We start from the raw sequence: 23,537 nt of genomic DNA, 5'->3' as shown, positions 1-23,537 counted from the left end.
CCTGTTACAAGTTACGTAATAAGTTACGAAGTTCGTCCTTCCTCATTTTCACCGCACGAAGAACGCAGTGCGCGCGACGCCAGCGTTATTGCTGGCAGCGATCCATGCTCGCACTTCGACTTCGTAGAGACCAGCGTCCTTGGCCGACACGTTGGCCGTGAACAGGGAACTGGCAGGGTCAAAGCGGAGGGGATGCGCCGCGGCGCGCCGCCATTGCTCGTGACAAACGCGTCCACCTCGGTGTCGCTCGCGCGCCACGGCCCGTCTTGCGAGATCGCGCATCCGCACAGCATCGTCACGCTGACACGAAGCGGCACCTTCTCCTCGACTTTCGTCCAGCGGTAAGCGACCGGATCGGCGATATCGACGATAAGGCCCGGCAACTCGATTAGCCAACCGTCTCCGGCGGTGAGGTTACGTCCCGGCAGCACCCATTGCGTGCTGGTTGCCGATGTCGTTGCCTGCGCCTGACTGAGTGGCCCTGTCACCGTGGCGGTGATCTCTCGCGGGCGATCGATATCCAGCGTCGTCCGGAAGACCGCTGAATCGGCGGTGGCCCTCTTGCGGCCATTCTCCGTGCCGCCAGCCATGATCCGTTGCGTGTCGCCGGAGGTGCCGGACGTGATGCCGCGCGCCAGCGTCTCGCCGGTTTCTGCATCCGTCAGCGTCACCCGCACGGGCGTCGTATAGCCACCAAGGAACTTGGCACCACGTGCGATCACGCGAACGTCGATCGTGGTAGGGTCAGCTGTTGCGGGTCGGGTAGCCAGGAACAGCATCGCGGCAGCGCCGAGCAGGCGCAGGGTCAAAATCATCGACATCATCCTTGGTGTAGCGGCTGCCCGTCATTGGGCGCGCGTTGATTGGTCCAAGTCGTGAAGCGTCGCCTTGAGGCGTTCGCTTGCCGGATCGAGCGCCAAGGCACGCCGGTAGCTTTCCTTCGCCCGATCAAGTTGGCCGGCGACCCGATACGCTTCGCCCAAGCTGTCATAGGCGTTGGAGGAGCGGGGGAAGCGTTCGACGTTCCATCGGAACGCCGGCAGGGCGGCGTCGGCATCGAGGATGTTCATGGCGTCGTAACCGACGCGGTTGACCGTCGTTTCCAGTCGGTCGGCCGGCATGGTTGCCGCGGCCGTCGCAACGGCCTCCTCCCACCGGCCGGACGCCAATCCCCGGTAGAGTGCTTCCTCTTGTTCTTCACCCTTCCGGGCAGCTCCCGGCATGACGCGATCGGCGACGAGCGTGGCGAGCCGATGGCGATCGAAGGTCGTGCGGCCACCATTGTCGAGGTAGATCACTGTGGCGCTGTCGTCGGGATCGGCCTGACGGAAGAAATGCCGCCAGACAAGGCGGACATCGCCCCCATGCCCCACGATCGTAACATCATCGTGCCGGTAATATTCCCAGCCCTGCGCGTGCCACGCCGCCTCCCCGAAGGCATGGGGAAGGGCGACCATGATTGCCGAAGCATGCTAAGGGGCACGAAGGCGCCTCGGAGCAGCGCCTGAGACCATCGAACCAGATCGGGCAATGTCGTGAACACGCCCCTCGAGCCGAAGGTGTAGGCGGGCCAGGATGGCGAGACATAGGGCAGCGGCGGTCGTTCCCGCTTGGGTGCGGGGCGATAGCTCGACACCAGGCCCGACAGCCGCGGTTGCCCCTCCACATGGTAGCCGGTTTTTGCCATTCCGGCGCGATCGAACTGATATCCGACCAGGGTGGTCAGCGGAGTTCGCGTCGCCTGTTCAAGCGCCACTCTGGCGAACAGGAAGTTGGCCTGGTTGTAGTCGTTGCGGGTGCCCGGTGTGAACCGAAGCGGGAGCCCCTCAATGGCGGCGAATGCCTGATCCTCGGTCGGTTCGACATGATCGGGAATATAGTCCGGCAGGCCGGAGACGTGGGCGAGCGCCTGCGCGAGCGTGATTTTCCCCCATGCCGACGGAAGACCTGTCCGTATCGCGCTGAGTGGTATGTCTAGGTCGATCAGCCGGGCGCGCCGCGCCTTCAGCAATTCTACGACCACGAACAGCTTGGAGATCGAGAAGAGCGGATAGATGGAGGCGTCGCTGATCGGAGCGCCCGTCTCACGATTGGCAAGGCCTGCCTGACGCGAATAGACCAGCTTGCCGCGTCTCAGGACGGCGACGGAGTGACCCACCGTGCCATAGGCCGTGGCGGCGCGATCGAGCAGATCGTCGATATCGGCGGAGGCCGTCGCCGCATGCCCAGCCGTGGTCCACCCCGCTAATGCCACTAGGCTGGACAGGCCGAGGCCCAGCACCTGTCGCCTGTCGGCATTGGGAAGGTGAAATGTCTGTCGCAATGGAAAGCCTTTCAGGAGGATGCGAGCTGCGTTGGAATCGGGTATCCCGCCCAGGCTGCAAAGCCGCATGACATTTCATGACCTAAGCTGACATAGTGCTACCCACTCTGATTTTCTGGTCCTTCCGGTAACCTGACATGATCCGTTTCGCAGACTTCGATCTTGACCCCGCAGCCTTGCAGATATGCCGCAACGGTGTACCGCTCGATGCGTCGCCCCAAACCGTTGAGGTCCTGGCTTTCCTGATCGAAAGCAGGGAGCGGACGGTCGGCAGGCCTGAACTGCTCGACCGATTCTGGCCGCGTGCCGGCACAGGGGGCGACGCCGCACTCAACACATGCATCCGCCGCATCCGGTCGTTGCTCGGTGATGACGCCGATACCCCGCGTTTCATCCAGACCCGGCCGCGATCGGGTTACCGCTTCGTCGGCACGATTGTCATAGGCGCTACGGATGCCGAACCTGTGGAGCAGGCATCCAGGGTCGGTCGATTAGTAGCGGCCGGCGCCCTGCTGACGCCGCTTCTGATTGGCGGAGCGGTGTGGGCGCAGGGAGCGATGTTCCCCGCCCGCCATAGGATCGCAATCGAGCCCGTGAAGGGGCTGTGCGAATATGTGCTGTTCCCGAACTTCAATGCCGGACTTCGCGAGAGCTTCGTCGCCGAAGCGACCCACAGGCTGCCGGCTAATTATTTTATTGCGGCGAACGGGCAAAACGCGGATTTTCATGCGCGCGTCAGCGTTCGCCAGACGCAGCAACGAACCACGGTGATCGTGACGCTGGCTGAACATAGTTCGGATCGCGTGTTATGGTCTGGCCAGTTCGCTGCCCCAACCGACATGCGGGATTACGTGCCGCTTCAGGGCAAGTTGGCTAGAAGCATGGCGATCGATCTCGCGCGGGCGGTGGATCAAGGGAACTGATATCCTTATCGCAAGCGCTTCTACCGCTTTGTGATTCCCTCCGCTCGGGCCTTTTGAAAACCCGCTGATGTCCCAAAAATGACGTCGATTTCGGCACAGTAGGCGGATAAGAAGCGCGATGCACGACAAACAGGTGATTCAGACATCAGCGGCTCGCGTACGTTTACGACCAGATTCTGCGAGGCCCCCGACAAGGCCGCCCTGCCCCCAACCTTGAAGTGTCGCGGCTATCTTCCAACCTAGATCCACGCCGTCGCCGACGCCCATGTTCATCCCATAGCCTCCGAAAGGCGGATGAAGATGGCAAGCATCGCCGGCGAGGATCATACGGTGGTCGGCATAGCGGTCAGCGAGCAGATCGTTCGCCGTCCAGGCATCGGTGCTGATGATTTCGTAAGGCAACTCGATGCCCGTTCGCTCAACGATCAAGGCAATGGCCTGCTGATCGGTCAGTTTTTCTCCGCGCTTGGCGCCGCCAGGCATGAAAAACCACAGATCGCCCTCGTCCATGGGCCCGATCGCGCTCCAGCCGTGTTTGCCGATCTGCCAATAAATCGCGCCGGGTCCGAAGCTGTGCGCCTCGGCAAGTCCGGGCGCGCGAAAGATGATGTTGTAACTGTAGGACAGGCCTCGGCGACCCTGCATCTCCGCGCCGATCAGGGCGCGCACCGCGCTTCGCGAACCATCCGCACCGATCAGGTATCGGGACACCACGGAAAATCGATCTCCACCGGTCTCCAATGTGGCCGTCACATGGTCCTCGTCTTGAGTTGCCGTCAAAAACGCGGTGTCGAACCGCACTTCCACGCAGGGCAACGAGCGGACCTTCTCAAGCAGCACCTGCTCCAGCTTATATTGCGGTATCCACTGCGCATGTTCGGGGTAGAGGTCGCAACGCTCCGGCGACGCGTTCAATGCGTTTTCGAAGCGCGCGAGCTCGTGACCGGCTAGCTTCGTCACGAAGATCATATTGTTGGGATAATCGATCCCAAACGGAGATTCCTGGGCAAGGCGGTCGGCGATCCCCCAGCGCCTCAGATGCGTGCGTGTTCGAACGTTCGTCGTCTTGGCGCGGGGCGCGCCGCCGACACGGGCGTTGATCTCGACGACCACGACCCGCACCCCACGCATTCCCAACTCGATCGCGCATGCGAGGCCGGCCGGTCCGGCGCCCACCACGAGCACCTCTGTCTCGATGGACTTCATACCCGCTGCCCCACCTTGTTCTCGATCGCGCCGATGGCGTCGATCTCGCACCGCACCACGTCGCCTGCGGCGAGAAAGCGAGGCGGGGTCATCGCGACGCCGACACCCTCCGGGGTCCCGGTCGCCAGGAGGTCGCCCGGATCGAGCGTGAAGGCGGTCGAGAGATACTCGATTTGTTCCCAGATATTGAAGATCAGGTCCGCGGTATTGCTCTGCTGGCGCGTCTCGCCGTTCACCAGGCAGCGCAGTGCCAGATTGTGAGGGTCTCCGACCTCGTCGGAGGTCACGATCCACGGTCCGATCGGGCCGAAGGTGTCGAAGGACTTGCCCACGGTGAAGCTCGGCGCATGCTTTTGCCAATCGCGAGCTGAAACGTCATTGCACACCGTGTAACCGAAGACATGGTCCTTCGCGTCCGACGCCTTAACGTGTCGTGCGCGACGACCGATCACGACGCACAGCTCGACCTCGTAGTCCAACGCCGTGCTCACGCCGGGATCGGTAAGGTCATGGGGTCCGACAATGCAGCTCGTCTGCTTGTTGAACCAGTATTGATGAACCGGCCTTGGAACGCCCATTTTCTCGGCCTCGGCGGCATGCTTTTCATAATTCATGCCGATCGCCAGGTATTTTCCGGGCCGCTCGATCGGCGCGAGAAGGTCGGTATCCGCCAGTGATATCGTATCCGTTGCGAAACGCGTCAGTTCGCGAACCTCGTTGAGCGCCGTTTCTCCCCTCGATCAGTGAGAGCATCGTTGGATAACTCTCTCGCAGCGGATGGAGCGGAACTATGCGGTCTCCCGCCAGCGCGCCGAGATGCGCGGTGTCGTCCCGCTGAAAACGCAACAGTTTCATGAGAAAAATCCTCCCTCTAGGTCGTCTCCGGACGCCGCTTCAGCTCACACCCGACAATGGCAGCCGCGACCCGTGTGGGGGCTTTGCCGCCGGCGACCTTTCATGACTTAAGAGGTGGGACCTCCCCGTGGCAGCTTCTCGATTGGCGTGTGCGATAGAAAAGTCGCATCGCTCCCGGAGTTCTGACAGCTGTCGATGGCGAGTGGGGAGGCTAAGCCTAGGAAGACGCCGATAACGCCAGGAGAGGATTACCAATGCGCTTTCCCAAACCGCTGGGGCGCTACGCCTGCATAAGCCTTGCCACCCTCGGCCTAGGGCTGGGGTCGGCCGAAGCGCAGACGTCGACCTCTCCGCGATGGGTGCTGGACAACGTCACCGTCGTCGATACGCGTAGCGGACACCTCTCACCCAAAAGCGCGATCCTGATCGATGGCGCGAAGATCGCCCAGATCAGCCCGCGAAGCCGCAAGCTCTGGCCGCGTTTACGGCATGTCGACGGGCGAGGCGCTTTCGTGGTGCCGGGCTTCAATGACATGCATTCCCACCAGCTCAACCCCGGTCAACCCTCCGGAGGGCTGGAACTGATGCTGGCGAATGGGGTAACCGGATTCCGGCAGATGTCCGGCTCGCCCGAGATGCTCGCCCAGCGGCGTTCAGGGACCCTGATGCCGCAGGACGCACCCACACTTCTCGCTATGCCCGGTAAGCTTCTGACGCCGCCGTTCGTTGATCCTACCACGGACGCGGCGCTAGCGGAAATCCGTCGACAGAAAGAGGATGGCGCCGACTTCATCAAGATCGTCGAGTTGCCACCACCGGCATTCTTCGCATCACTCGCGGAGGCCTCAAGGCTGGGGCTTCCCATCCTGGGACACTTGCCCCCGCCGTCGATGCGCGGAAGGCTTCGGATCAGGGCATGCGCGCCATCGAGCATTTGGGGCCGGGCATACCGCTGCTCCTAGGATGTTCCTCGGACGAAACGGCAATGCGGGCGAAGATGGCGGCGGCGGGCCGCCTACCAACCGGCAACCTCCTTGCCGCCGATCCGGCAAAACAGGCCAACACAGGCGCGGAGCGTATGCTCGCAAATCCGATGGCCGCGCTGGACCCGAGCGCGTTCCTTAGCATCGGCCATGTCATAGATACCTTCAGCGCAGATCGCTGCTTGGACCTCGCGAGGACATTCGTCGCTAATGCCACCTGGCAGGAGCCGACACTCATCCGTCTGCGCACGATGGAACTCGGCGATGACCAACGCTATTCGCAAGATCCAAACCTACGCTACATTCCGGCGGCGCGCCGGCGAATGTGGGATAGCGTCGCGCGGGATTATGGCGCGCGTCTCACACCACCGCGACGCGAGACCATGCGACGACTTTTCGCGCTTCAACAGCGCGTGGTCAAACTGTTCGATGACACGGGCGTGCCCATGCTGACCGGCTCCGATTATGGCGGAGGCTGGATCGTTTCCGGGTTCGGCTTGCATCAAGAGTTTGATCTTTTGGCGGAGGCCGGACTCGCACCGTTGCGAATTCTGCAGATGACGACACTGAACGCGGCTCGCTTCCTTGGTCGCGAGGACACGATGGGAACGGTTGAACCCGGTCGCGGCGCCGATCTCGTCCTTCTGAAGGCCAACCCGATCACGTCCGCTCGCAATCTCCACCAAATCTCCGCCGTGATCCATGACGGCCGCTTCTATTCATCCGCCGACCTTGGAATGTTGCGCGAGAAGGCAGCGCACGAGGCAATGGCAAGCAATGATGCGGGGGCTGCTGATGATGGAGACGGGATCCTCGAAATAGCATCCCGCGAGCATTGAATACATAAATTCAATTCAGCGCATAACGTGCGCGAGTCTGGTAAATAATCCGCTATGAAGACCGCAGGTATTATCCATTATTTCTGCGATAGCGGGAAACATGTTTTTATTTTATAAATCTTTACTACATGCCTCACTATTATTTATTTCAACAATAATTGAGGACAGAAAGCATGGCTATAGCCGTCGCGAACCGGTCGGAGATCGCATCCGCGATCGTGCCCCCGGTCAAACTAGCTCATTTCGTGCTTCGTACATCGCGATTCGACGAACTGGTCGATTGGTACAAGCTGGTGATGCATGCAAGCGCATCCTATGAAAATCCAGGTCTGGCCTTTCTTACGTATGACGATGAGCATCATCGAATCGCGATCGCCGCCATGCCTGATCTCCAAGAACAAAACGGATCGGGTTCAGGCCTGCACCATGTGGCGTTTACTTATGCCTCGCTGCACGACCTACTCTCCAATCACGCCAGGTTGAAAGAGTTTGGCATCGTTCCAGCATGGTCCATCAATCACGGTCCGACGACGTCGCTCTATTACCGTGATCCCGATGGCAACCACCTCGAGTTTCAAGTCGAGAACTTCGAGACAGTCGCCGAGTCGACACAATTCTTCTTCAGCGAGGAGTTCGGCATCAATCCGATCGGCGTCGAGTTCGATCCCGACGACCATTACGCCCGCCTGCTCGCGGGTGAAGACGAGCGCGTGCTGAAAAGGCGCCCGCCGAGTGGTCCGGTCGGACTTGAAGCGGTCAAGATCTGATGGAACAGCGAGAAGCCTCGATCAGATCCTCGCCCTGGAATGGGCGCATGAAATGACCCGACCGATGGTGGAAGCGATCAGGGAGCTCGAGGATCGTCGCTGCGCCGCCCTGGTGGCCGCGGATGTTGATGAGCTTGACCGGCTGCTCGCGGACGACCTCGTGCATGTCCATGGCACCGGCAAGATCGACGACAAGGCCGGCTATCTCGAGGGCGTGCGCAACAAATACCAGTTCCTGACGATCAAGCGCGGTGAGTTGAACTTCCGGCTTTACGGAGAGGTGGCGATCGTCGTGGGCCCTTTGACGCAAACCCTCAGGCCGATCGGGAGCGATGAGCAGTTCAACATCGCGGCCATCGTTACCCAGACCTGGATGAGAACCGGAAACCTTTGGCGACAGAACACCTGCCATACCGCGTTCCTGCCGGACGGATAGAAACGCGTACGTAAGAATGACGGGTTTGGGCGGTTAGCCTCAACAGCGCCCCCGCCAACCAAGCAAATCCGATGAACAGCCTCGATCGGCCGCATTCCGCGCCATCGGGCGAAGCGAAAAATCACGAGAGAGGTGTTACATGGCGAAAGTCATCATTTCATGCGCCATCACGGGCGGCATCCATACTCCCACCATGTCCGATGCGCTGCCGATCACGCCCGAGCAAATTGCCGCGGAGTCCATCGCGGCCGCCGAGGCGGGTGCCGCGATCATTCATCTTCACGCACGGCGTCCGGAAGATGGCCATCCCACCGGCGATCCGGAGGTATTCGCCCGCTTTCTCCCCGTCATCAAACAACGAACCGACGCTGTCTTGAACCTCACGACGGGCGGAAGTCTCACCATGCCGGTGCAGGAACGCCTCGCGGCCGCCGTTCGCTTTCAACCGGAAGTGTGCTCTCTCAACATGGGCAGTATGAACTTCGCGCTTTTCCCGGTCGCCGGGAAGATCACGGAATGGAAATATCCTTGGGAAAAGGAATACATTCTTAATTCTGATGATTATGTTTTCCGGAACAGCTTTCGTGACATTGCCTACATGTTCGAAACTCTCGGCGATATCGGAACGAAGTTCGAGCACGAATGCTACGACCTTTCTCACCTGTACAATTTGGCTCATTTCGTCGACCGAGGCCTGATCAAGCCGCCATTTTTTGTGCAGATCGTCTTCGGCATTCTCGGAGGTGTCGGCGCGCATCTCGAAAATCTCGTTTTCATGAAGGAAACCGCTGATCGGCTTTTCGGAAAGGAAGCCTATCAGTGGTCGGTGCTCGCCGCGGGCCGGCATCAGATGCCCTTCATCACGCAGGCGGCCCTGCTCGGCGGCCACGTCCGCGTGGGACTTGAAGACAGCCTCTATCTGGGAAGAGGCCAGCTTGCCGCATCCAATGCGCAGCAGGTCGAGAAGATCAAAAGGATTCTAGCCGAATTGGGCCATGAGCCCGCGACTCCAGCCGAAGCACGCGCCATGCTGGGGCTTAAGGGCGCGGATTGCCCCCGGATCTGATGAAAGCGCCCCGTCGCAAGAAAGCGATGCCGAGCGAGGCGTCCGCACCCGAAACTCGAGAGGCTGACATCACGTCCATGGAAACGACTGTCGACCATCCGCGCCGCGGCGTGATCAATGCGCTGGAACATATCGAGACCCGTTTGTTATGGCTGTCGTCGTGGATGATCCACCACGCCAATCACATTCGTGACAAGCGAGATGGCCTGAAGGTCGGTGGGCATCAGGCGAGTTGCGCCTCGATGACCGCGATTATCTCGGCTCTGAATTTTCATGCGCTGCGCCGAACGACAAAGTGGCGGTGAAGCCGCACGCTAGGCCGGTCCGCATTCTCAGCCTTATTTTTCGAACGTCGCAGCGCCAAATCGACGCCGGAGATGGTCCACAACGCTGGCGCTGTAACGCCTTTGCCGCCAAGCGGTGGGACTGTGATAGACCCCGATCGCTTTCCAATAGTCCTCAGTCGCGGCCAGTCCAGACAGGAAAATCCACCGAGCAGCCTGCACATTGAAGCATGGATCGTTGATCAGCCACCCCCGAACCAGATCCCCGGGCGTCCTGTCAGGGTTGCAAGCCTTGCCACCCAGAAGCTGTTGACCTGAAGCGGCCCAAGATCATGACTCCCGTTGCTGTTCGGCACCTCGGCGCCGATCCAGCCTCCTTCCTGATCTCGTAAACCCCACAGGGTTTTCTCGAGCCAGATGCGACCTCCAGATGCCTGTCTGATGCAAGCTTCGATCCGCGCTTCATGGGCAGGCGACGATAGCGGCCGAGCATCTGCGCTCGCAGGCGCCAGCGCTAGAATGGCCGACGCCCTCAGGCAGAGGATGTGGCTGGCCTTAACGATCATGGCCACCTCCACGATCATCCGTGTGGGCTCGAACAGGTTGCGGAGCTGGCTGCTGCGCAGGCGTTGTACCAACGCCGCCCTCGCGACCGGCGCTCCTCTGGGGACTTCGGTCAAGCAGCGAGACTACCCAGCGATCGAGAAAAGCCGCCCCCGATTGGGCACAGTCGGCGATACGCTCGGCCAAACCCTCAGTTCGGGCGAGTTCCGCCGGCCCATGTTGGCGCGCCATTTGTTCCTTGCGGTCCTCGCGATCGGTGCGGTGCTCCTCGCGCAACCTGCCCCACCTCTCCTCATGGCGGACCATCCGCCCTTTGACGCTGTCCTGATCGACCCGACCGAGACCTTGAAGCGAAGAAGTCTTCTCGCCCGAACGGGACTTCAGTTTCGCGACGAGTCGTTCCCGATTTTCGGTCCAGAGGCTCGCACCAAACTCCGCGCGCGTGATAGCCGTATAATAGTTTTGGCCAGTGACCAGCGGTGAGTTGACCGGCGCCAGGACATAGACCCGCGCATAGGTCTTGGACTGGGCGGAGTAGACGGTTTCGCCATAACCATGATCCCAGTTCTTGTAGATGGAAAGGTCAACCTCCTGGCCTTTCCCGCCCCGGTCCCAGCGTATGGTGGCAACGGCGCCATCGAGCCGTTCCACGGTGCCGCGCTCGGCGTTTTTGACCTTCAGGTCCTTGTTGACCAGCCGCCACTGGATACGGTCGCCGGCAGCGAGGTCGCGCTGCTCTTCCTTGAACACGTTGATCTGCGATGCCCGACCGACGCGTGGATCCCACTGGATCGTTCGCCCATGTTCGTCGACCAGGTTGACCTTCTGGCGGCCCCGGGCGTCGCGCCCTACCCCGATCACCTTATACTCTACGTCGCGGGCGACCCCGAGGCCGACATTGTCGCGCGAGAAGGTCACGACCTGACCCCGCGAATAGAAGCGCGCGAAGTGCTTCTCCTGATCGGTCATGCCGGATGGGGACAGGATCGACAGCCGGGTCTCCTCGCACGCGATCACCCCTTCGGTCTTGAGCGCCTCGCGAACCTTGGTGTTGACGATCAGACGAGTGGCGTTCTCGAGCACCAGGATGTTGGTCCTGGCCCGCTGTTCGGGGCTCAAACTCGTCCAGTCCGCGACCATGGCTTCCGCCAGCTTCTCGCTGGTCTCGCCGCTGACGACCTTGTCGAGCGCACCGATCGAGGCATCGTAGTTCTGGAGGCGCGCGAGACGCACCGCCCTGGTGATGCCCTCCGCTTGTTGCCGGACTGGGTCCCTCAATTCGGCGGTAGGAAGCCCCAGACGCATCATCAGCCAGAGGGGCTTGCCCTGTTCGATCGCTCCTGTCTGACGGGTATCGCCGAGCAGGATGAGACGCGCGCCGGTGGTCCGACTGATCTCGAGCAATCGCATCGCCTGACTGTTGCCAAGCTGTCCCGCCTCATCGACCACGAGAACATCGCGCTCGTCGAGCTTTGCCCCGCCAGTGGCGAGCAGGCTCGCAACCGTGCGCGATTCGATCCCGGCCTTCTTGCCAAGTTCGGCGGCGGCCGATGACGTGGGCGCCACCGCGACCAGCATGGCCTCGTCGCCTACCGCGTCGCGCAAGGCGCCAATGATGGTCGACTTGCCCGATCCGGCGACACCATGGACCGACAGGACACGATGCTCGGACGTGCCAAGGTGAAGGAGCGCCGTTCGCTGTTCCGGGGTCAGCTTATGGGCAATCCCGGCATCGCGAAGGGATTCGATGGAGGCAAGCGGACGCGCATCGTTGAGGGCGAGCGCAAGCTGGTCCGACAAGGCCAGTTCGAGCCGCGCCGTTCTGCGTGTCGTGCGCCCGCGTGTGTGGATCTCGTCCCCGGTGCGATGCCGGGTTTCGAGGAGCTTGGCGCGCTCCTGATGCTCCTCGACGACGGGACGCACGTCAACAAGGCGCACCTCCCCCACATGCGAGGCCAGCGCCGTCTGGAGCAACCGCCCCAGATTGTTGACGGCCTCCTTCCCTTCCGATTGCCGGATGCCGAACAGCATCGCCCGCGCGGCGGTGGCGGGATCGACGTCGATCGTCTGTTGGCCCCGCTTGTCGGCGTCCTCGCGCGTTTCCTTCAACGCCTCGGCATGTTGTCCAAGCCTGCCGTCCCACTGCGCGTGCAGATCCTCCAGCAAGACCTTCTCCTTGGGCCCGCGAGTTTCATAGAAGGATTTACGTCTTGCGGCCTGACCGGTGAGGCCATGTTCCTTGGCGTGCGCCTCGATCTGCTCGGCGCGTTGCGACATGTCCGAGATCAGATTCTTGGGCACGCCGCTGATCTCGAAGAGGCCGCGCCGCGGGTCGAACTCCACCGCGTAACCCAGTCCACGAACGCGGTGGGCCAATTCGTTACGATAGACCTGCCCCGCTGCCATCTGCTCGGCGTACATGGCCCGGGTTTCAAGGCTGACCTTCCTGGCGCCGTCCCGCTCATCGGTGATGTTCATGATGACGACATGGGTGTGGAGGTGGGGATCGAGCTTGCGCGAAGCATGCTCGGTAAAGCGCGCGAAGATCAGTCGCCCGGTCGTCCTTTCGACGACCTCGCCATCGACCCGGTGTCGCATCGTGGCGTGCTCCTCGAGATAGGAGAGCGCCACTCCGACAGCTTTTTCGTGAGCCGCGACGATCCGGTCGTCGCCGGCCACCAGCGCCATGATCGACACCGATTTGGGCGCGTTGACGGCAAAGTCCCAGCCGGGATGATGCTGGATCTCGCCGTTGGAACGGCGGCGGCCAAGTTGCTGATCGCCGATCTTCCCTGCAAGCAGATCCTCGAAAATGGCGGGACCGATCTTGCCCTCGAGTCCGAGTTCGGCGGCGATCTTGCCGCCCCACTCGGAATGCTCATCGGCGCCTTTGGTGTAATAGTCGCCTACCGAATAATAGCGGGCGATGCTGGCGGGTTTGCCTTTCAGGCGACGGGGATGGATCATGCCGGCCTCGCCTTGTTACGGGCACCGTCATGGCGACCATGTTGCTGAAGGCGGAAGCCGGCAGGCTTGCCGAAGAGCTCGAGCGGCGGTGTCGGCGTTGCCAGATCACGATCACCCTGCGGCTCGGGAGACGGCTGAACAGTGCCCTCATCCGGCGTGTTCTCCGGAACGCTCGCTGGCTCCTCTGGCGGGGAAAGCGGCAGCTCGGCATCCTGCCCGTCGGCAGTAGGCCGACGACGCTTTGTAGGCGCGGGCTTCGGTTTGGCCGGAGGAGATGATGGCACCGGGGCTGCGGGTACCGTAGCCGCCAGAACAGCCATCCTGATCGGCGCGGTCGTCCGCTCCTCGAAGGCTGCGCCGAGAGAAGCGACCTTGTTGTAACTATCCTCGAACCGAACCACCGGCAGGCTTCGACCGAACCGCAGATAGCCCATGAGGTTGGGCAGATTGGTGACCTCGGTGTGCATGACCAGAGGCCGCGTCACCTGCATGCGTGAGAGGTTCACACCGTCGCGCATGTCGTTCACGCCATAGGACATGCCCTCATTGGCTTCGACCTGCTCGACTTGGCCGAGATTCTCGCTGACATGCTTGGCGGTGGGGGTGTCGTTGGCACGCAGCGCCACCCAGGTTGAGCAGTAGCCGGTGATCGCAGCTGCATCCTGGATACCGTAGGTCGCTTCGAGCTGCGGGTAGCTCTGAAAGCCGAGGATACCGCAGCCACCATATTTTCGGGCGCGGGCGAGGAAGTCGCCGAGCGAGGGCAGGCGCTGGAGGGTCGGCAACTCGTCGATCACGCAATAGAGGCGCCGGTTGGGATCAGGCGTCATGCTCATGATCGCGCTGATGGCGATGTCGAGCCACACCGTGATCAGGGGGCGCAGTGAGGGAAGCTGGTCGGCCTTGACGGTGATGAAGAGCCAGCCTTCATCCTTCTCGTTGGCGACCCAGTCGCGGATCGAAAATCCGTCGGCGGTGTCATCGAGATAGGAAAAGCTACGCATCACCGAGGCGAGCTCCGCCTGGATGCCAGCGCTGGTGCGCTCTCCCTCGGTCGAGATGAAGGCTGCCGCATCGGTGTCCGCAGCGAAGGCGGCAAGGTCCTTCAGCTTGGAACGCAGCAGCGTGTCGAGCAGGATCGAAACCAGGGTGCGTTCCTGCTTCGCGAGCTTCCGCAGAACGGCAACCAGCGTGCCGCGCGCGGCCTTCGCCCAGAAGGGATCGCCGGTCTTGTCGGGGATCGTGGACTCGGCGATCTGATCGTAATGATAGTCGCGGGGAACATCGACCCAGGGCGACCAGCAGTCCGCCCGCGCGTCGAGCGGATTGAGCAGCACATCGATCCCCGGCCGGTAAAACTTCTCGACGAAGGTTCCGGCCGTATCGTAGACGATGGCGCGGCGCTTCCGCTTCCGAATGCCGTGGAGCATCTTGACGATGATATTGGTCTTGCCGGTGCCGGGTGCGCCGCAGATGAGGATGTGCTCGGGCTCGAAGGCGTCGGGCACATTGACCCCGCCGATGTCGAAGCTGCCCTTGGCGTAACGCCACAGCGCCCGGCGGACCTGCTTGACCGTTCCGAACCGTGCGCCGCGCAGGAACTGGTTGGAGCCGAGCCCCCTGCCCGTCCGGGTGAAGTAGAACCACGCCCATCCCAGCATGGCGAGGGCAAACAGGCCGGCGAGCAGCGCTCCGTGGAGCAGGTAGGTCTCGAAGGCGGCGAGCGTCTTGTGCGCGACGCCGGAACCGATGAGTGCCTTGGGCGTGGTCCAATATTGCTGGCCTGTAGGGGTCTTCAACAGGATCGGCGTGGCGTTGCCCGGCAGAGTGTCGCCCATGAAATAGGCCTGCGTGATCTTGAACATCACGAAGCGCTCATATTCGGACGACTTCTCGAACGCGTACCAGATGATGCCGCCGATCCAGATCACCAGCCCCGCGAGGAAGGTCTGGTAGAAGACCTGGGTGGTCATGCGGACATTGTGGACGATCGCCTGGCCGCCCCGCGTCCAGGAGCCCAGCGTGTCGTGGCGAAAGATGCTCATGGCCGGTCCTGCTCGGGATCGAGCAGCCCCTTTCACGGAGGAGGCGCCGGGCGTCGCCCAGCCCCTTCTGGAGGATGTCGGGGGAACGCTCGCCCACCGATGTCGCGAGGATGGCGAAGGCTTGGATGGCCGTCGCATGGATCTCGTCGAAGCGGGCATGATAGCCCGAGGGATCGGTGCCTTCGAAGCGTTCGAGGATGTCGCGACAATAGGTCGCGGCGCCGAGACCAGCATTGCGCGCCTGAACAGAAAGGCGCGCATAGAGGTCGTCGTCTATGCGGATCGTGATGCGTGCCAAGCGGCGGACTCCTTGTCCGGCACGCCAGCAACGTGGTGAAGCACAGTCATTATAGCAGAATTACGCCGTGATCTCAATAATTTATCTAAGCTGCCGCTGGCTGCCACTAAGTGCCAAGGTGTATCAGACACTTAGCGACCTATGCGGCATGGTGTGGCTGCCACCGGCTGCCGACCGGTGCCAGATCGACTGCCGCCCTGTACCGGTGGAAAACCGCAGAAATCCGGTCGATTTGCGCCTGCAGCACCCGTGCGTACGGTGCATTACAATCGCCTTCGGCGTGCGTCCCCCTTCCGCAGCGCGCTTGCCTGCTGCGTCCGTCGACTCGACCGTGGGCGGGTTTCCCCGGTTGGGAGCGTTTGCGGGCGCGATCGCGCTCCGACTTGCGGGTAAGGCATTGCATGGCGATGGTCCTTGATGGATAGTCGGCGCTGGCGGGCAGACCTCCTTGATTAAGGAGTCCAAGAATGCCCAAGATGACGGATCGTGAACGGCTCGCGAAGATCGAGACCGATCAGCGCAACCTTGCCCAAGAGGCTGAGACGGTGAGGCGTGGATTGCGCGCGCATTATGGACAGCTGGCGACGGAATTGCCGGTCGAGAAGCTGAGCGAGCGCGAATTTCGCGATGTGCTGAGCCAGGCAATCCGGGTCGGCGGCGGCGTCGCGATTGTCGCGCTCAAGGGGTTGGCGGCCTCCAGTATCCAGGCGGAAACCTCGCCGGGGCCGTCACGCAAGCGCGCGACCGCTGCCCCGTTTGGCGAAGATGGCGGCGCAAAGGCCGTGCGTCTTTAGCGGAAGGGAGAGCGACGTTGACGGGCGGAACGCCCCGCAAAAGGACCGGCGTGGGGAAACAGTTCGGGTTTCGCTTGCCCGTGCGACAAGCACGACAAGGGGCCGGGAGCGGTTGCCCGCCCCGGCCTTTCATTAGGTGCTTGCCCGTCAGGCTGCTATGACGCGCCGCCTGCGTTTGATCGGCACAGGGGGTTCCTGATCCGCCCGCATGAAGACATGGGTGGGGACACGGTGCCCCTGCTGCGGGTTGAACAGGTCGTAGAGGCTCGACTGAATGCCGGAGCCCTCGCACAGCAGCGCCTCGACCGGCATAAGTTCGGCGATATCGCGATTACGCTTGAAGCCTTTCCCTTTGGCCCTGCCATAAAGACCGAAGGCGATGCACACGACACGGCGCTGGGCGGCCCATGCGGCGGCGGCTGCATCGACGCCGAGGCGCTGCCCGGTGGTCACGAGGACCATATGCGGGATGCGGGCTCTGATCTGGTCGAGCCGGTTCCATATAATGCGCCAATCGTGCCAGTCCTGGGGGCCGGAAACGACGACGACCGGGCCTTGGGGGTCATATCGATCGCGCCGCCTTTCCGACCTTGCACGCAGGAAATCGAGCGCGGAGATCTGGCTTGCGGTAGTAACGTGGGACGCGCGCGATCCCTTGGCGGGGGACCATGGCCGCCCGGCATAAGCGCGATACATGGCGGCGGCATAGTCGCGCATGGCCTCCATCGCCTCGCGCTGTTCGGCGACTGATTGGCATTCAAGCTGGGTGTCTTCGAGTTCCTTGGTGAACACCTCGCTCGGTTCCAGACGGCGGGTCATGTCGCGCAAGGTGTCGGCCAGCTGATCTTCCCGCCGTTCCAGCTTGCTCGCGACAAAGTGGAAGCTGTTGACGAAGCCCCATGCGAGTTCGGCGGCGAGCGGGTCCAGTCTGGTATCGCCGAGCAGGTCGAAAATGGCGGCGACGATACCGCCGCACTCGGCCTGTGCTGCGACAGGTTCGGGCATGCAATATTCGCCCGGTTCACCGTCAGGCTCGACGATGGACAGCGGGAGCGGATCGCCGAACGAGGCGATAAATTCGGGCGTCGTGGTGAACGTTGCGTAGAGTTCCGGCAGGTCGGCAAAACTGCTAATGCGCGGGAGGGCTGTCGGCTTGTTCATGGGAGGGCTCCTGATGACGAGTGACGGTCAAGGGTCCGGGGAAGCGTTCCAGCGCTCCCCCGGCCCGCCTTTTTCTGACGCCTAGAAGGGGATTTCTTCATCGAGACTGCGGCTGCCGCCGGTATAGCCGCCGTCCGGTCCTGCGGTGCTGCCACCGGAGAAGCCGCCCCCGTTTCGTCCGCCGAACCCTGCGCCCGAACGCCCGCCATTGCCGCGTCCGCCAAAGCCCGCGCCCTGCCCGTCGCGCTCCCGCTCGCGCCGCCATTGCACGTCGAAGCCGTTGGTTTCGTCCCCGAACAGGGCGATGGAAAGCGGTACCTGGAAGCTGGGATCGTCGATCATGCCGGACAGGAACACTTCGTCATTTGCCCGCATCTTGCGTTCCCAGACGACGCCGACCTGAATTTCGTCGCCCGCCCGGTTCGTCTCGTAAATCTCGTAGACCGGGGCGCTTTCACTTTGCCGATCCTCGACGCGGCGCATGATAAGATAGGGAAAACGCAGCTCGCGCGTGGCGATCTTGCCAATGATGTCACTGGCGCGTTCGTCGAATTTGAATGAACCGATCTTCATGACTTGATCCTTTCTCTTAGGAAGTGGCCGTTTCTCTTTCCCGACCACACCCTTATTCTACCACCTCCCCTCAAAAACCTCCATGCGATTGATTTCTTGACATAAATCCCATCGTACCTGGTGAGCCCGAGCATCCACCGGCCGCGACCAGCGGCCCGCAAACGACGAAGACGCACCGGCCGCCTGCGGCCGGTCCTGCTTGAATGGAAAGGGAGCGTGGACCGGCTGACACGCCATCGCACCCGGAGCCACCCTCGCAGGTCCGAAGGCGCCGGACCGGGCTCTTGGACACAACAGGCACGGGAGGGGCCTGGCGAAGCTTGGTGAAAAGGGGCCGGCGCTTCTGCTGACAGCAGACGGGCACCGCCGGCCCCTTTTCGCCTAGCGCAGCCTGGCCCCGACGCAACTCGTTGTGTCCGAAACCGGTTCTGCAACGCGCGGATCCTGAGAGGCGGCGAAGGGGGTGATGGCGTGTCTGCCGGCTCCACGATCCGCATCGCGCGTCAGCGCGATTCCTCAGGCGAAGCCTCAATGGCGATGGTCGGGCGCACTATCCCCATACCCCGGGGCGAGCTCCAGACGGGCGTCACACACCCGCGGCAGGGATCGTTGCCGCGAAGCAGACAAGACCGTGCAAGGGGCTTGGTCGGAGCGAAGCGCAGATAGAGCCCGGTGCCCGCCCTGGCGGGCAGCGGCCCCCGCTCACATCCGCCCCCGTCACGCCCATGCCCCGAACCACTCCTCCCGGAACCTGTCGTGAGCGGTGATCACGCGCCAGGTCAGAGTGCCCAAGCCTGTTAAGCGGACGTTGCCGACGGTCAGGCCTGCGCGGCGTGATAGCCCGAAAGGGCAAACGACAATGCAGGGATCGCCCGCAGCACTCGCTTGGACATAACCGCGGGCATTTCGAAGGTTCCAGCGGGCTCGCAGGACGTTTGTAATCCGCCTGGGCACGACGGGCAATCGGCCTTTCGGTTGCGAGAGGAGACGCCATGTGGGCATGAGACGAGTACCAGCAGACGGGTTTGCATCCGACGCCTGAGGAAGCCGGTGCCTGATTGGGGCGGCTCGAGGCTGGCGGTGATGCAGAGCCGCCCACTTGTTACGTCTGATCTCGCCTCCGAATGCGCCGGCCGATGTTCAACGGCTTTATCGTCGGCTCTTTCCCAAGGCTGCCGGAGCCGCAAGCGGCGCGGTCCGAAGCCGGGCCCGTGTGCGGGCATCCGCCCTCGCCTGCGCCGTTTTGCCGGATTCAGCCCAGCGTATCACGGCATCCCGCGTTGACCCTGCACCTCTCTTTGATTTCAGCCAATCCTGTTCTGTGATTAACCATCGCCGCCATTATGCCACTCTGACCCTATTCAGATCGGAAGCAGCGAGAGCTGCATCTGGTCGTCATCCGAGGGTGCATCAGCAGTTGCGGCTTGTTTTTCCCAGCCCTTCGGCCTTGCGATTACCATGGGGTCGGGCTCGACGAGATGGCGGGTAATCTCCACCTTCTCACGGAGGCGCTGTAGCACCGCCGGGAAAATGTCGCGGAGCTGCCGGCAGTCTTCACGGCTGGCGTCTGCGCGATCGGCCTGCTCGAAACGATGCTGCGCCAACGCAATCAGCGCGTCGTCCGTCACCATGACACCCAATCCAGCTCCGCATCGTCTACCGCGTCGAACATCACCGGATCGGCGCCCGTGTGGCCCAGGCGCTTGCGTACCGCATCCGGAGTGCCGTCTCTTGGAAAGCCGCGATCCGACTTGGCGATGGAAGCAAGCTGTCCGACGAAGCCGCCCCGCCCGGTTTGCTCCAGGATCCACTGCCCAAACGGCAGCGACTTCGTTCTGGTCCCGGAGGCTCCGAGGTCAAGTGGGCCGTCCATTCTGGCGAGGTGGGGCATCTCAGAATCACTCCATCTTGGAAAGTCTTCAACCTATATGTTCCATATTCGTTCCACAATCGGTTATGCAGAACGTCATAGGAACGAAGCGATCTCGAAACGGTCTTCGACTACAGCAGGCAAGGCGTCGACGTCGGCGTACCATGCCCCTCGGGTCATACCGCGCGTCTTGGTCCGAAGGCCTTGGCGAAGACATGCATCACGAAGGGGTTGGACACCCGCATGCCAGCTATCAAGGCGCCGCTGAGTGCACGGCGAGCGGACGTCGTGACGTCGAATGCTCGCCGGTCGGGCGCGACTGATGGCCTGCCGGATCTGCACCACCAACGATCACGAAGCACTTGCTGATGAACTGGCGCAGGAGATGTGGGCTTCGTGCATCGATAGCGATGCCGGCAGTGAATGGGAGCCATGGGAGAACGCGGGGCCATATTGGCAACGGATGTTCCGGCAATACGCCGCCGCGTTCCTGAAGGTCGCGCATCGCGACCACGCCCATGATGGCTAAGGCATCCATTCCGCCGCCCTTGCCCTCGCTCATGAACCGCCTTGCAATCGACATCCTCGATGCCGCCGCCGTGGAGGCTGACAAGACACCAATACCGCCGCGACCCGCGGTGCGCCTGGCGCTGGCCTGGCTGTCCATCAATGGCGTCGCGGAAGGATGGCAGGTCGAGCGGTTCTGGACCTGCCTCACAAAGCCTGCCGGTTCGCACGGAATGGACCCGTACTGCCGGACCCGCGACATTCAGATCCACCTCAATCGGTGGAAGCTGGTGTTGGGGTGGACGGCTCCCAACGGCATCGCAATGTGCCAGATTGAGTTTGTCAAAGGACTCAAGCGAGGGAGACCGTCCATGGAGAAGATTACACGCATTGGCGTCGATACGTCAAAGAATGTGTTTCAGTTGCACGGTGTGGATGCAGCGGAAAATCCGATTGTTCGCAAGAAGTTGACCCGCACAAAGATGATCGCTTTTTTCAAGGATCTTCCACCGACCGTCATCGCGATCGAAGCTTGCGGCAGCGCGCACTATTGGGCCAGGCATCTGGGCTCGCTCGGGCACGAGGTAAAACTGATCGCCCCGCAATTGGCCAAACCGTACGTGAAGCGCGGAAAGAATGATGCCGCCGATGCCGAGGCGCTGTGTGAGGCGATGAGCCGCCCGACGATGCGCTTCGTACCGGTCAAGACCGCGGACCAGCAGGCCGCTTTGATGCTGGTTGGCATGCGTGACAGGCTGGTGCGGAACAGAACCCAGCTTGCCAACGCGATCCGCGGCTATGGCGCCGAGTTCGGGCTTACTGCGGCGAAGGGCATATGTAACATTGAATCCCTGCTCTACGAGATCGCCTCCGACGATACCGTACCAAAGCTTGCCCGCGATCTCTTTGCGATTCACCTGCGCGAATATGAGATGTTGCAGACCGAAATCGAAAAGGTCGAAGCCAAGCTGATGGATTGGCATCGCAATGACGAATGCAGCCGACGCCTTGCTCAGATACCGGGCGTAGGCCCCATTGGCGCATCGCTGCTGATGATGAAAACGCCCGACCCCAAACTCTTCAAGTCAGGACGCGATTTTGCCGCCTGGATGGGCCTGACGCCCAAGGATCATTCAACGGCCGGCCGAGCCCGCCCTGGCGGCATAACGCGCGCTGGAGACGAACACTTGCGAAGCGTACTGGTCAATGGCGCCACTTCTGTTCTCAAGCAGGTTCGAGCGGGTCGAGGCAGAAACGCATCGCCATGGCTCCAGAAGCTTCTGGAGCACAAGAAACCCAAACTTGTGGCGGTCGCCCTGGCAAACCGAACTGCCCGCATCGCCTGGAAGTTGATGGTGAGCGGTGAAAGGTATCGGGGCACGACTGAAACAGTGTTAGCAAAGGCAGCTTGAGATTGGCTTGTCATGGTGAGCAGATACAGAATGCTACCGTGCTGAGCTGATGCGTGAACTTGCAGGAAACGAGCAGATGGACTGATCGATCGATCACGAGGCGAGACATTCCGCGCTAGCCACTGGCCGTCTGAGGTCGCTTTGGTGTTTGGAACTCGCTTTGCGAAAACCATCTTGGCCAGCGGCCGTTCGCGCCGCGTCAATAGGTCGGACATATGGTGGCAAGCGATCTGATCAAAATGTCCGCTCAAACCTCTTGCAAGAGGGGGCCGTCCACATATGGCTAGCGGAAATGCTCGACGGTGATAGATTTCACGTCCGGACATGGAGATTTACGGATGGACCTGAACGAGCACGCAGCCCGGGCACTGGCTTACGAACGAACCGCCGAGGAGTGGGACGATCTTGCTCCGATGTTGCAGGTCTGTCTGAAGCGTGACGTCCGCACCGTGCTTATCGCCCTGCTCGATGCGACGCCCGACGGCGGCATCGAGCAGGGCGATAAGGGCGAAAATCTCCTTGGCGACGAACGCGGTCAGCCTCACGGCAAGGGATCTAGCTGCGACAGTATGGAGCGGCTCACAGCGACCAAGCCGTCAGCGGCCTGATCCCGATAGTCCGTCCAGTCTTCGCCGGGCGGAGTGATACTGATCGCCAACTCGCGGACAAGCGGTTCGTTATGATCGAACGCCACCCGCATCACCGCCTCGATCACCCGCGCCATCTTGAAACTGCTTTCGACCTGCACAAACGTACCGTGCTGGTCGACCTGTTCACCGGTAAGGTAGCAACGCTGCTCCACGGCCGCATCGACAAGCTTCTGGCGGTATTCCATCGGTCGGTCCTTTCCGCAGATCTCAGCAGGAGCTGGATAACAGGGAGCAAATGGCTCGGTGGGGCGACAGCAGATGCCGGGCGACGAATTGTGCAAAGAGTTCCGGGCCAACTCAAGCCCAAGCTGGCCGAGCGCAATGGCGCTTTCAATCGCCGGCGAATTTGCGGATCGTTGTGACGAACGATGTCGCTGCGCTCGGGCGATCCCATCGGATCGCGGACGGTCCCGCTCATGGCGGGCGCGGCGCCCTACCCGCCCGGGCATATTCTTTAGCCTGTCGCGTTCGCTAATGACCGGGCCGCAAATCACCACTTCGATCCGCGTCCGCCCATGTTCTCCCCGCGCCAACGCCTGCAGGGCCAAGCCCTGGATCAGAACATTGGTATCGGGAACGATGACGAGACCGTCTTCAGCCGCTTTCAAAACTGTCACTTTCGCAAATGCACTGCTGCACTGCTGCACTGCTGCACTGCTGCACGGCTGCACGGCGCTCGGGCCTTACCGCAAAACCTGCTCCGTCAGTGGCGACCGATCGGCTGAGGGTGTCGCGCCATGGTCTACGCGCGGCTGGCAAGCGGCCAAAAGCGGCGATGGGTAACGCGGTCGCGTTACGGGCCATTGCCTCGTCGCGCGCTATAGGACCCGCGGTTCTTGCGTCGGGGCATCCAAGGGATGGGTGCTGCACCGGGATCCGAAAGCGTGAAGCGGTTAGGCTATGGACTTGCAGGTCAGCATCGCAGACGCAATTCCCCGGTTGCCGTCGCCTTCGGGGATGGAGGCCGCGGCCCACTCAGGCTACCTTAGCGTAAGGTAGTACCCTTTGCTACGG

At 61.9% G+C, this 23,537-nt stretch carries 25 protein-coding genes and 1 pseudogene; 12 read left to right on the top strand and 14 right to left on the bottom strand.

Annotation, left to right across the window (positions count from 1 at the left end; genetic code table 11):
- Positions 1-23 precede the first annotated feature (23 nt).
- The 3 genes from KZO24_RS29920 to KZO24_RS29910 are packed head-to-tail and all read right to left on the bottom strand — an operon-like array spanning position 24 to position 2,392.
- On the bottom strand, positions 24-815 hold the full coding sequence (locus KZO24_RS29920) for a hypothetical protein (protein ID WP_486487979.1): 792 nt from the start codon (positions 813-815) through the stop codon (positions 24-26).
- Positions 816-845: 30 nt separating this feature from the next.
- Positions 846-1,298, bottom strand: coding sequence for a tetratricopeptide repeat protein (locus KZO24_RS29915; RefSeq protein ID WP_486487978.1), 453 nt, complete (start codon positions 1,296-1,298; stop codon positions 846-848).
- Complete coding sequence (locus KZO24_RS29910; protein ID WP_486487977.1) at positions 1,295-2,392, bottom strand: serine hydrolase domain-containing protein; 1,098 nt, start codon at positions 2,390-2,392, stop codon at positions 1,295-1,297. Before KZO24_RS29910 ends, KZO24_RS29915 begins: the two co-directional genes overlap by 4 nt.
- A gap of 68 nt (positions 2,393-2,460) precedes the next feature.
- Between KZO24_RS29910 and KZO24_RS29905 the strand changes: the two genes are divergently transcribed.
- On the top strand, positions 2,461-3,246 hold the full coding sequence (locus tag KZO24_RS29905) for a winged helix-turn-helix domain-containing protein (RefSeq protein ID WP_486487976.1): 786 nt from the start codon (positions 2,461-2,463) through the stop codon (positions 3,244-3,246).
- A 138-nt stretch (positions 3,247-3,384) separates the two neighbouring features.
- Here the strand turns inward: KZO24_RS29905 and KZO24_RS29900 are convergent, their stop codons facing one another.
- Positions 3,385-4,452 (bottom strand): FAD-dependent oxidoreductase, encoded by a 1,068-nt coding sequence (locus KZO24_RS29900; RefSeq protein ID WP_486487975.1) that lies wholly within the window; start codon positions 4,450-4,452, stop codon positions 3,385-3,387.
- Entirely contained in the window at positions 4,449-5,030 is a 582-nt protein-coding gene (locus KZO24_RS29895; protein ID WP_486487974.1) for a fumarylacetoacetate hydrolase family protein, read from the bottom strand. Before KZO24_RS29895 ends, KZO24_RS29900 begins: the two co-directional genes overlap by 4 nt.
- Between KZO24_RS29895 and KZO24_RS29890 the strand changes: the two genes are divergently transcribed.
- The 7 genes and pseudogenes from KZO24_RS29890 to KZO24_RS29860 form a co-directional block, all read left to right on the top strand.
- Complete coding sequence (locus KZO24_RS29890; protein ID WP_486488458.1) at positions 4,962-5,129, top strand: hypothetical protein; 168 nt, start codon at positions 4,962-4,964, stop codon at positions 5,127-5,129. The genes KZO24_RS29895 and KZO24_RS29890 overlap by 69 nt on opposite strands.
- Before the next feature lie 537 nt (positions 5,130-5,666).
- The gene (locus KZO24_RS29885; protein WP_486487973.1) at positions 5,667-6,269 is read left to right on the top strand and encodes an amidohydrolase family protein; all 603 of its coding nucleotides are present in this window, start codon (positions 5,667-5,669) and stop codon (positions 6,267-6,269) included.
- Positions 6,224-7,129: an amidohydrolase family protein gene (locus KZO24_RS29880; RefSeq protein ID WP_486487972.1), complete on the top strand. Its 906-nt coding sequence runs from the start codon at positions 6,224-6,226 to the stop codon at positions 7,127-7,129. The genes KZO24_RS29885 and KZO24_RS29880 overlap by 46 nt, the downstream gene beginning before the upstream one ends.
- Before the next feature lie 173 nt (positions 7,130-7,302).
- Entirely contained in the window at positions 7,303-7,896 is a 594-nt protein-coding gene (locus KZO24_RS29875) for a VOC family protein (RefSeq protein WP_486487971.1), read from the top strand.
- 64 nt (positions 7,897-7,960) lie between these two features.
- Positions 7,961-8,332: a nuclear transport factor 2 family protein gene (locus KZO24_RS29870; RefSeq protein ID WP_486487970.1), complete on the top strand. Its 372-nt coding sequence runs from the start codon at positions 7,961-7,963 to the stop codon at positions 8,330-8,332.
- A gap of 139 nt (positions 8,333-8,471) precedes the next feature.
- On the top strand, positions 8,472-9,398 hold the full coding sequence (gene kce, locus KZO24_RS29865) for a 3,5-dioxohexanoate:acetyl-CoA acetone transferase (RefSeq protein ID WP_486487969.1): 927 nt from the start codon (positions 8,472-8,474) through the stop codon (positions 9,396-9,398).
- Between the two features lie 77 nt (positions 9,399-9,475).
- Positions 9,476-9,723, top strand: a pseudogene (locus KZO24_RS29860) (transketolase); the annotation flags it as partial.
- Between the two features lie 201 nt (positions 9,724-9,924).
- Here KZO24_RS29860 and KZO24_RS29855 read toward each other — a convergent pair.
- From KZO24_RS29855 to KZO24_RS29845, 3 genes are read right to left on the bottom strand one after another with little or no spacing between them, the layout of a single operon-like run.
- Positions 9,925-10,248 (bottom strand): lysozyme family protein, encoded by a 324-nt coding sequence (locus tag KZO24_RS29855; RefSeq protein WP_486487968.1) that lies wholly within the window; start codon positions 10,246-10,248, stop codon positions 9,925-9,927.
- Positions 10,238-13,213 (bottom strand): MobF family relaxase, encoded by a 2,976-nt coding sequence (gene mobF, locus KZO24_RS29850; protein WP_486487967.1) that lies wholly within the window; start codon positions 13,211-13,213, stop codon positions 10,238-10,240. Before mobF ends, KZO24_RS29855 begins: the two co-directional genes overlap by 11 nt.
- On the bottom strand, positions 13,210-15,258 hold the full coding sequence (locus tag KZO24_RS29845; RefSeq protein ID WP_486487966.1) for a type IV secretion system DNA-binding domain-containing protein: 2,049 nt from the start codon (positions 15,256-15,258) through the stop codon (positions 13,210-13,212). The genes mobF and KZO24_RS29845 overlap by 4 nt, the downstream gene beginning before the upstream one ends.
- Before the next feature lie 136 nt (positions 15,259-15,394).
- On the opposite strand from KZO24_RS29845, the gene KZO24_RS29840 reads away from it, so the two are divergent.
- Together KZO24_RS29840 and KZO24_RS29835 are read left to right on the top strand one after the other, a co-directional pair.
- On the top strand, positions 15,395-15,595 hold the full coding sequence (locus KZO24_RS29840; protein WP_486487965.1) for a hypothetical protein: 201 nt from the start codon (positions 15,395-15,397) through the stop codon (positions 15,593-15,595).
- 428 nt (positions 15,596-16,023) lie between these two features.
- A complete protein-coding gene (locus KZO24_RS29835) occupies positions 16,024-16,350 on the top strand; it encodes a hypothetical protein (RefSeq protein WP_486487964.1) in 327 nt (108 codons plus the stop codon).
- Between the two features lie 147 nt (positions 16,351-16,497).
- On the opposite strand, the gene KZO24_RS29830 is transcribed toward KZO24_RS29835, so the two are convergent.
- From KZO24_RS29830 to KZO24_RS29815, 4 genes are all read right to left on the bottom strand, one after another.
- Entirely contained in the window at positions 16,498-17,511 is a 1,014-nt protein-coding gene (locus KZO24_RS29830) for a DUF2493 domain-containing protein (protein WP_486487963.1), read from the bottom strand.
- Between the two features lie 81 nt (positions 17,512-17,592).
- Entirely contained in the window at positions 17,593-18,084 is a 492-nt protein-coding gene (locus tag KZO24_RS29825) for a DUF736 domain-containing protein (protein ID WP_486487962.1), read from the bottom strand.
- Between the two features lie 1,361 nt (positions 18,085-19,445).
- Positions 19,446-19,715, bottom strand: a complete 270-nt coding sequence (locus tag KZO24_RS29820; protein ID WP_486487961.1) for a hypothetical protein — start codon at positions 19,713-19,715, stop codon at positions 19,446-19,448.
- The gene (locus KZO24_RS29815; RefSeq protein ID WP_486487960.1) at positions 19,709-19,975 is read right to left on the bottom strand and encodes a hypothetical protein; all 267 of its coding nucleotides are present in this window, start codon (positions 19,973-19,975) and stop codon (positions 19,709-19,711) included. Before KZO24_RS29815 ends, KZO24_RS29820 begins: the two co-directional genes overlap by 7 nt.
- A 301-nt stretch (positions 19,976-20,276) precedes the next feature.
- Here KZO24_RS29815 and KZO24_RS29810 point away from each other — a divergent pair, with 301 nt between their 5' ends.
- On the top strand, positions 20,277-20,483 hold the full coding sequence (locus KZO24_RS29810; RefSeq protein WP_486487959.1) for a hypothetical protein: 207 nt from the start codon (positions 20,277-20,279) through the stop codon (positions 20,481-20,483).
- A 349-nt stretch (positions 20,484-20,832) separates the two neighbouring features.
- On the top strand, positions 20,833-21,873 hold the full coding sequence (locus tag KZO24_RS29805) for an IS110 family RNA-guided transposase (protein WP_486488449.1): 1,041 nt from the start codon (positions 20,833-20,835) through the stop codon (positions 21,871-21,873).
- A gap of 332 nt (positions 21,874-22,205) precedes the next feature.
- Here KZO24_RS29805 and KZO24_RS29800 read toward each other — a convergent pair whose 3' ends face one another.
- Positions 22,206-22,418 (bottom strand): hypothetical protein, encoded by a 213-nt coding sequence (locus KZO24_RS29800; RefSeq protein WP_486487958.1) that lies wholly within the window; start codon positions 22,416-22,418, stop codon positions 22,206-22,208.
- Positions 22,415-23,170 carry a PIN domain-containing protein gene (locus KZO24_RS29795; protein WP_486487957.1) on the bottom strand — a complete coding sequence of 252 codons (756 nt, stop codon included), beginning with the start codon at positions 23,168-23,170 and terminating at the stop codon, positions 22,415-22,417. Before KZO24_RS29795 ends, KZO24_RS29800 begins: the two co-directional genes overlap by 4 nt.
- Between the last annotated feature and the right edge of the window lie 367 nt (positions 23,171-23,537).

It is taken from the genome of Novosphingobium sp. NFX11, assembly GCF_057376415.1.
This window is presented reverse-complemented; position numbering and strand designations above follow the sequence as displayed.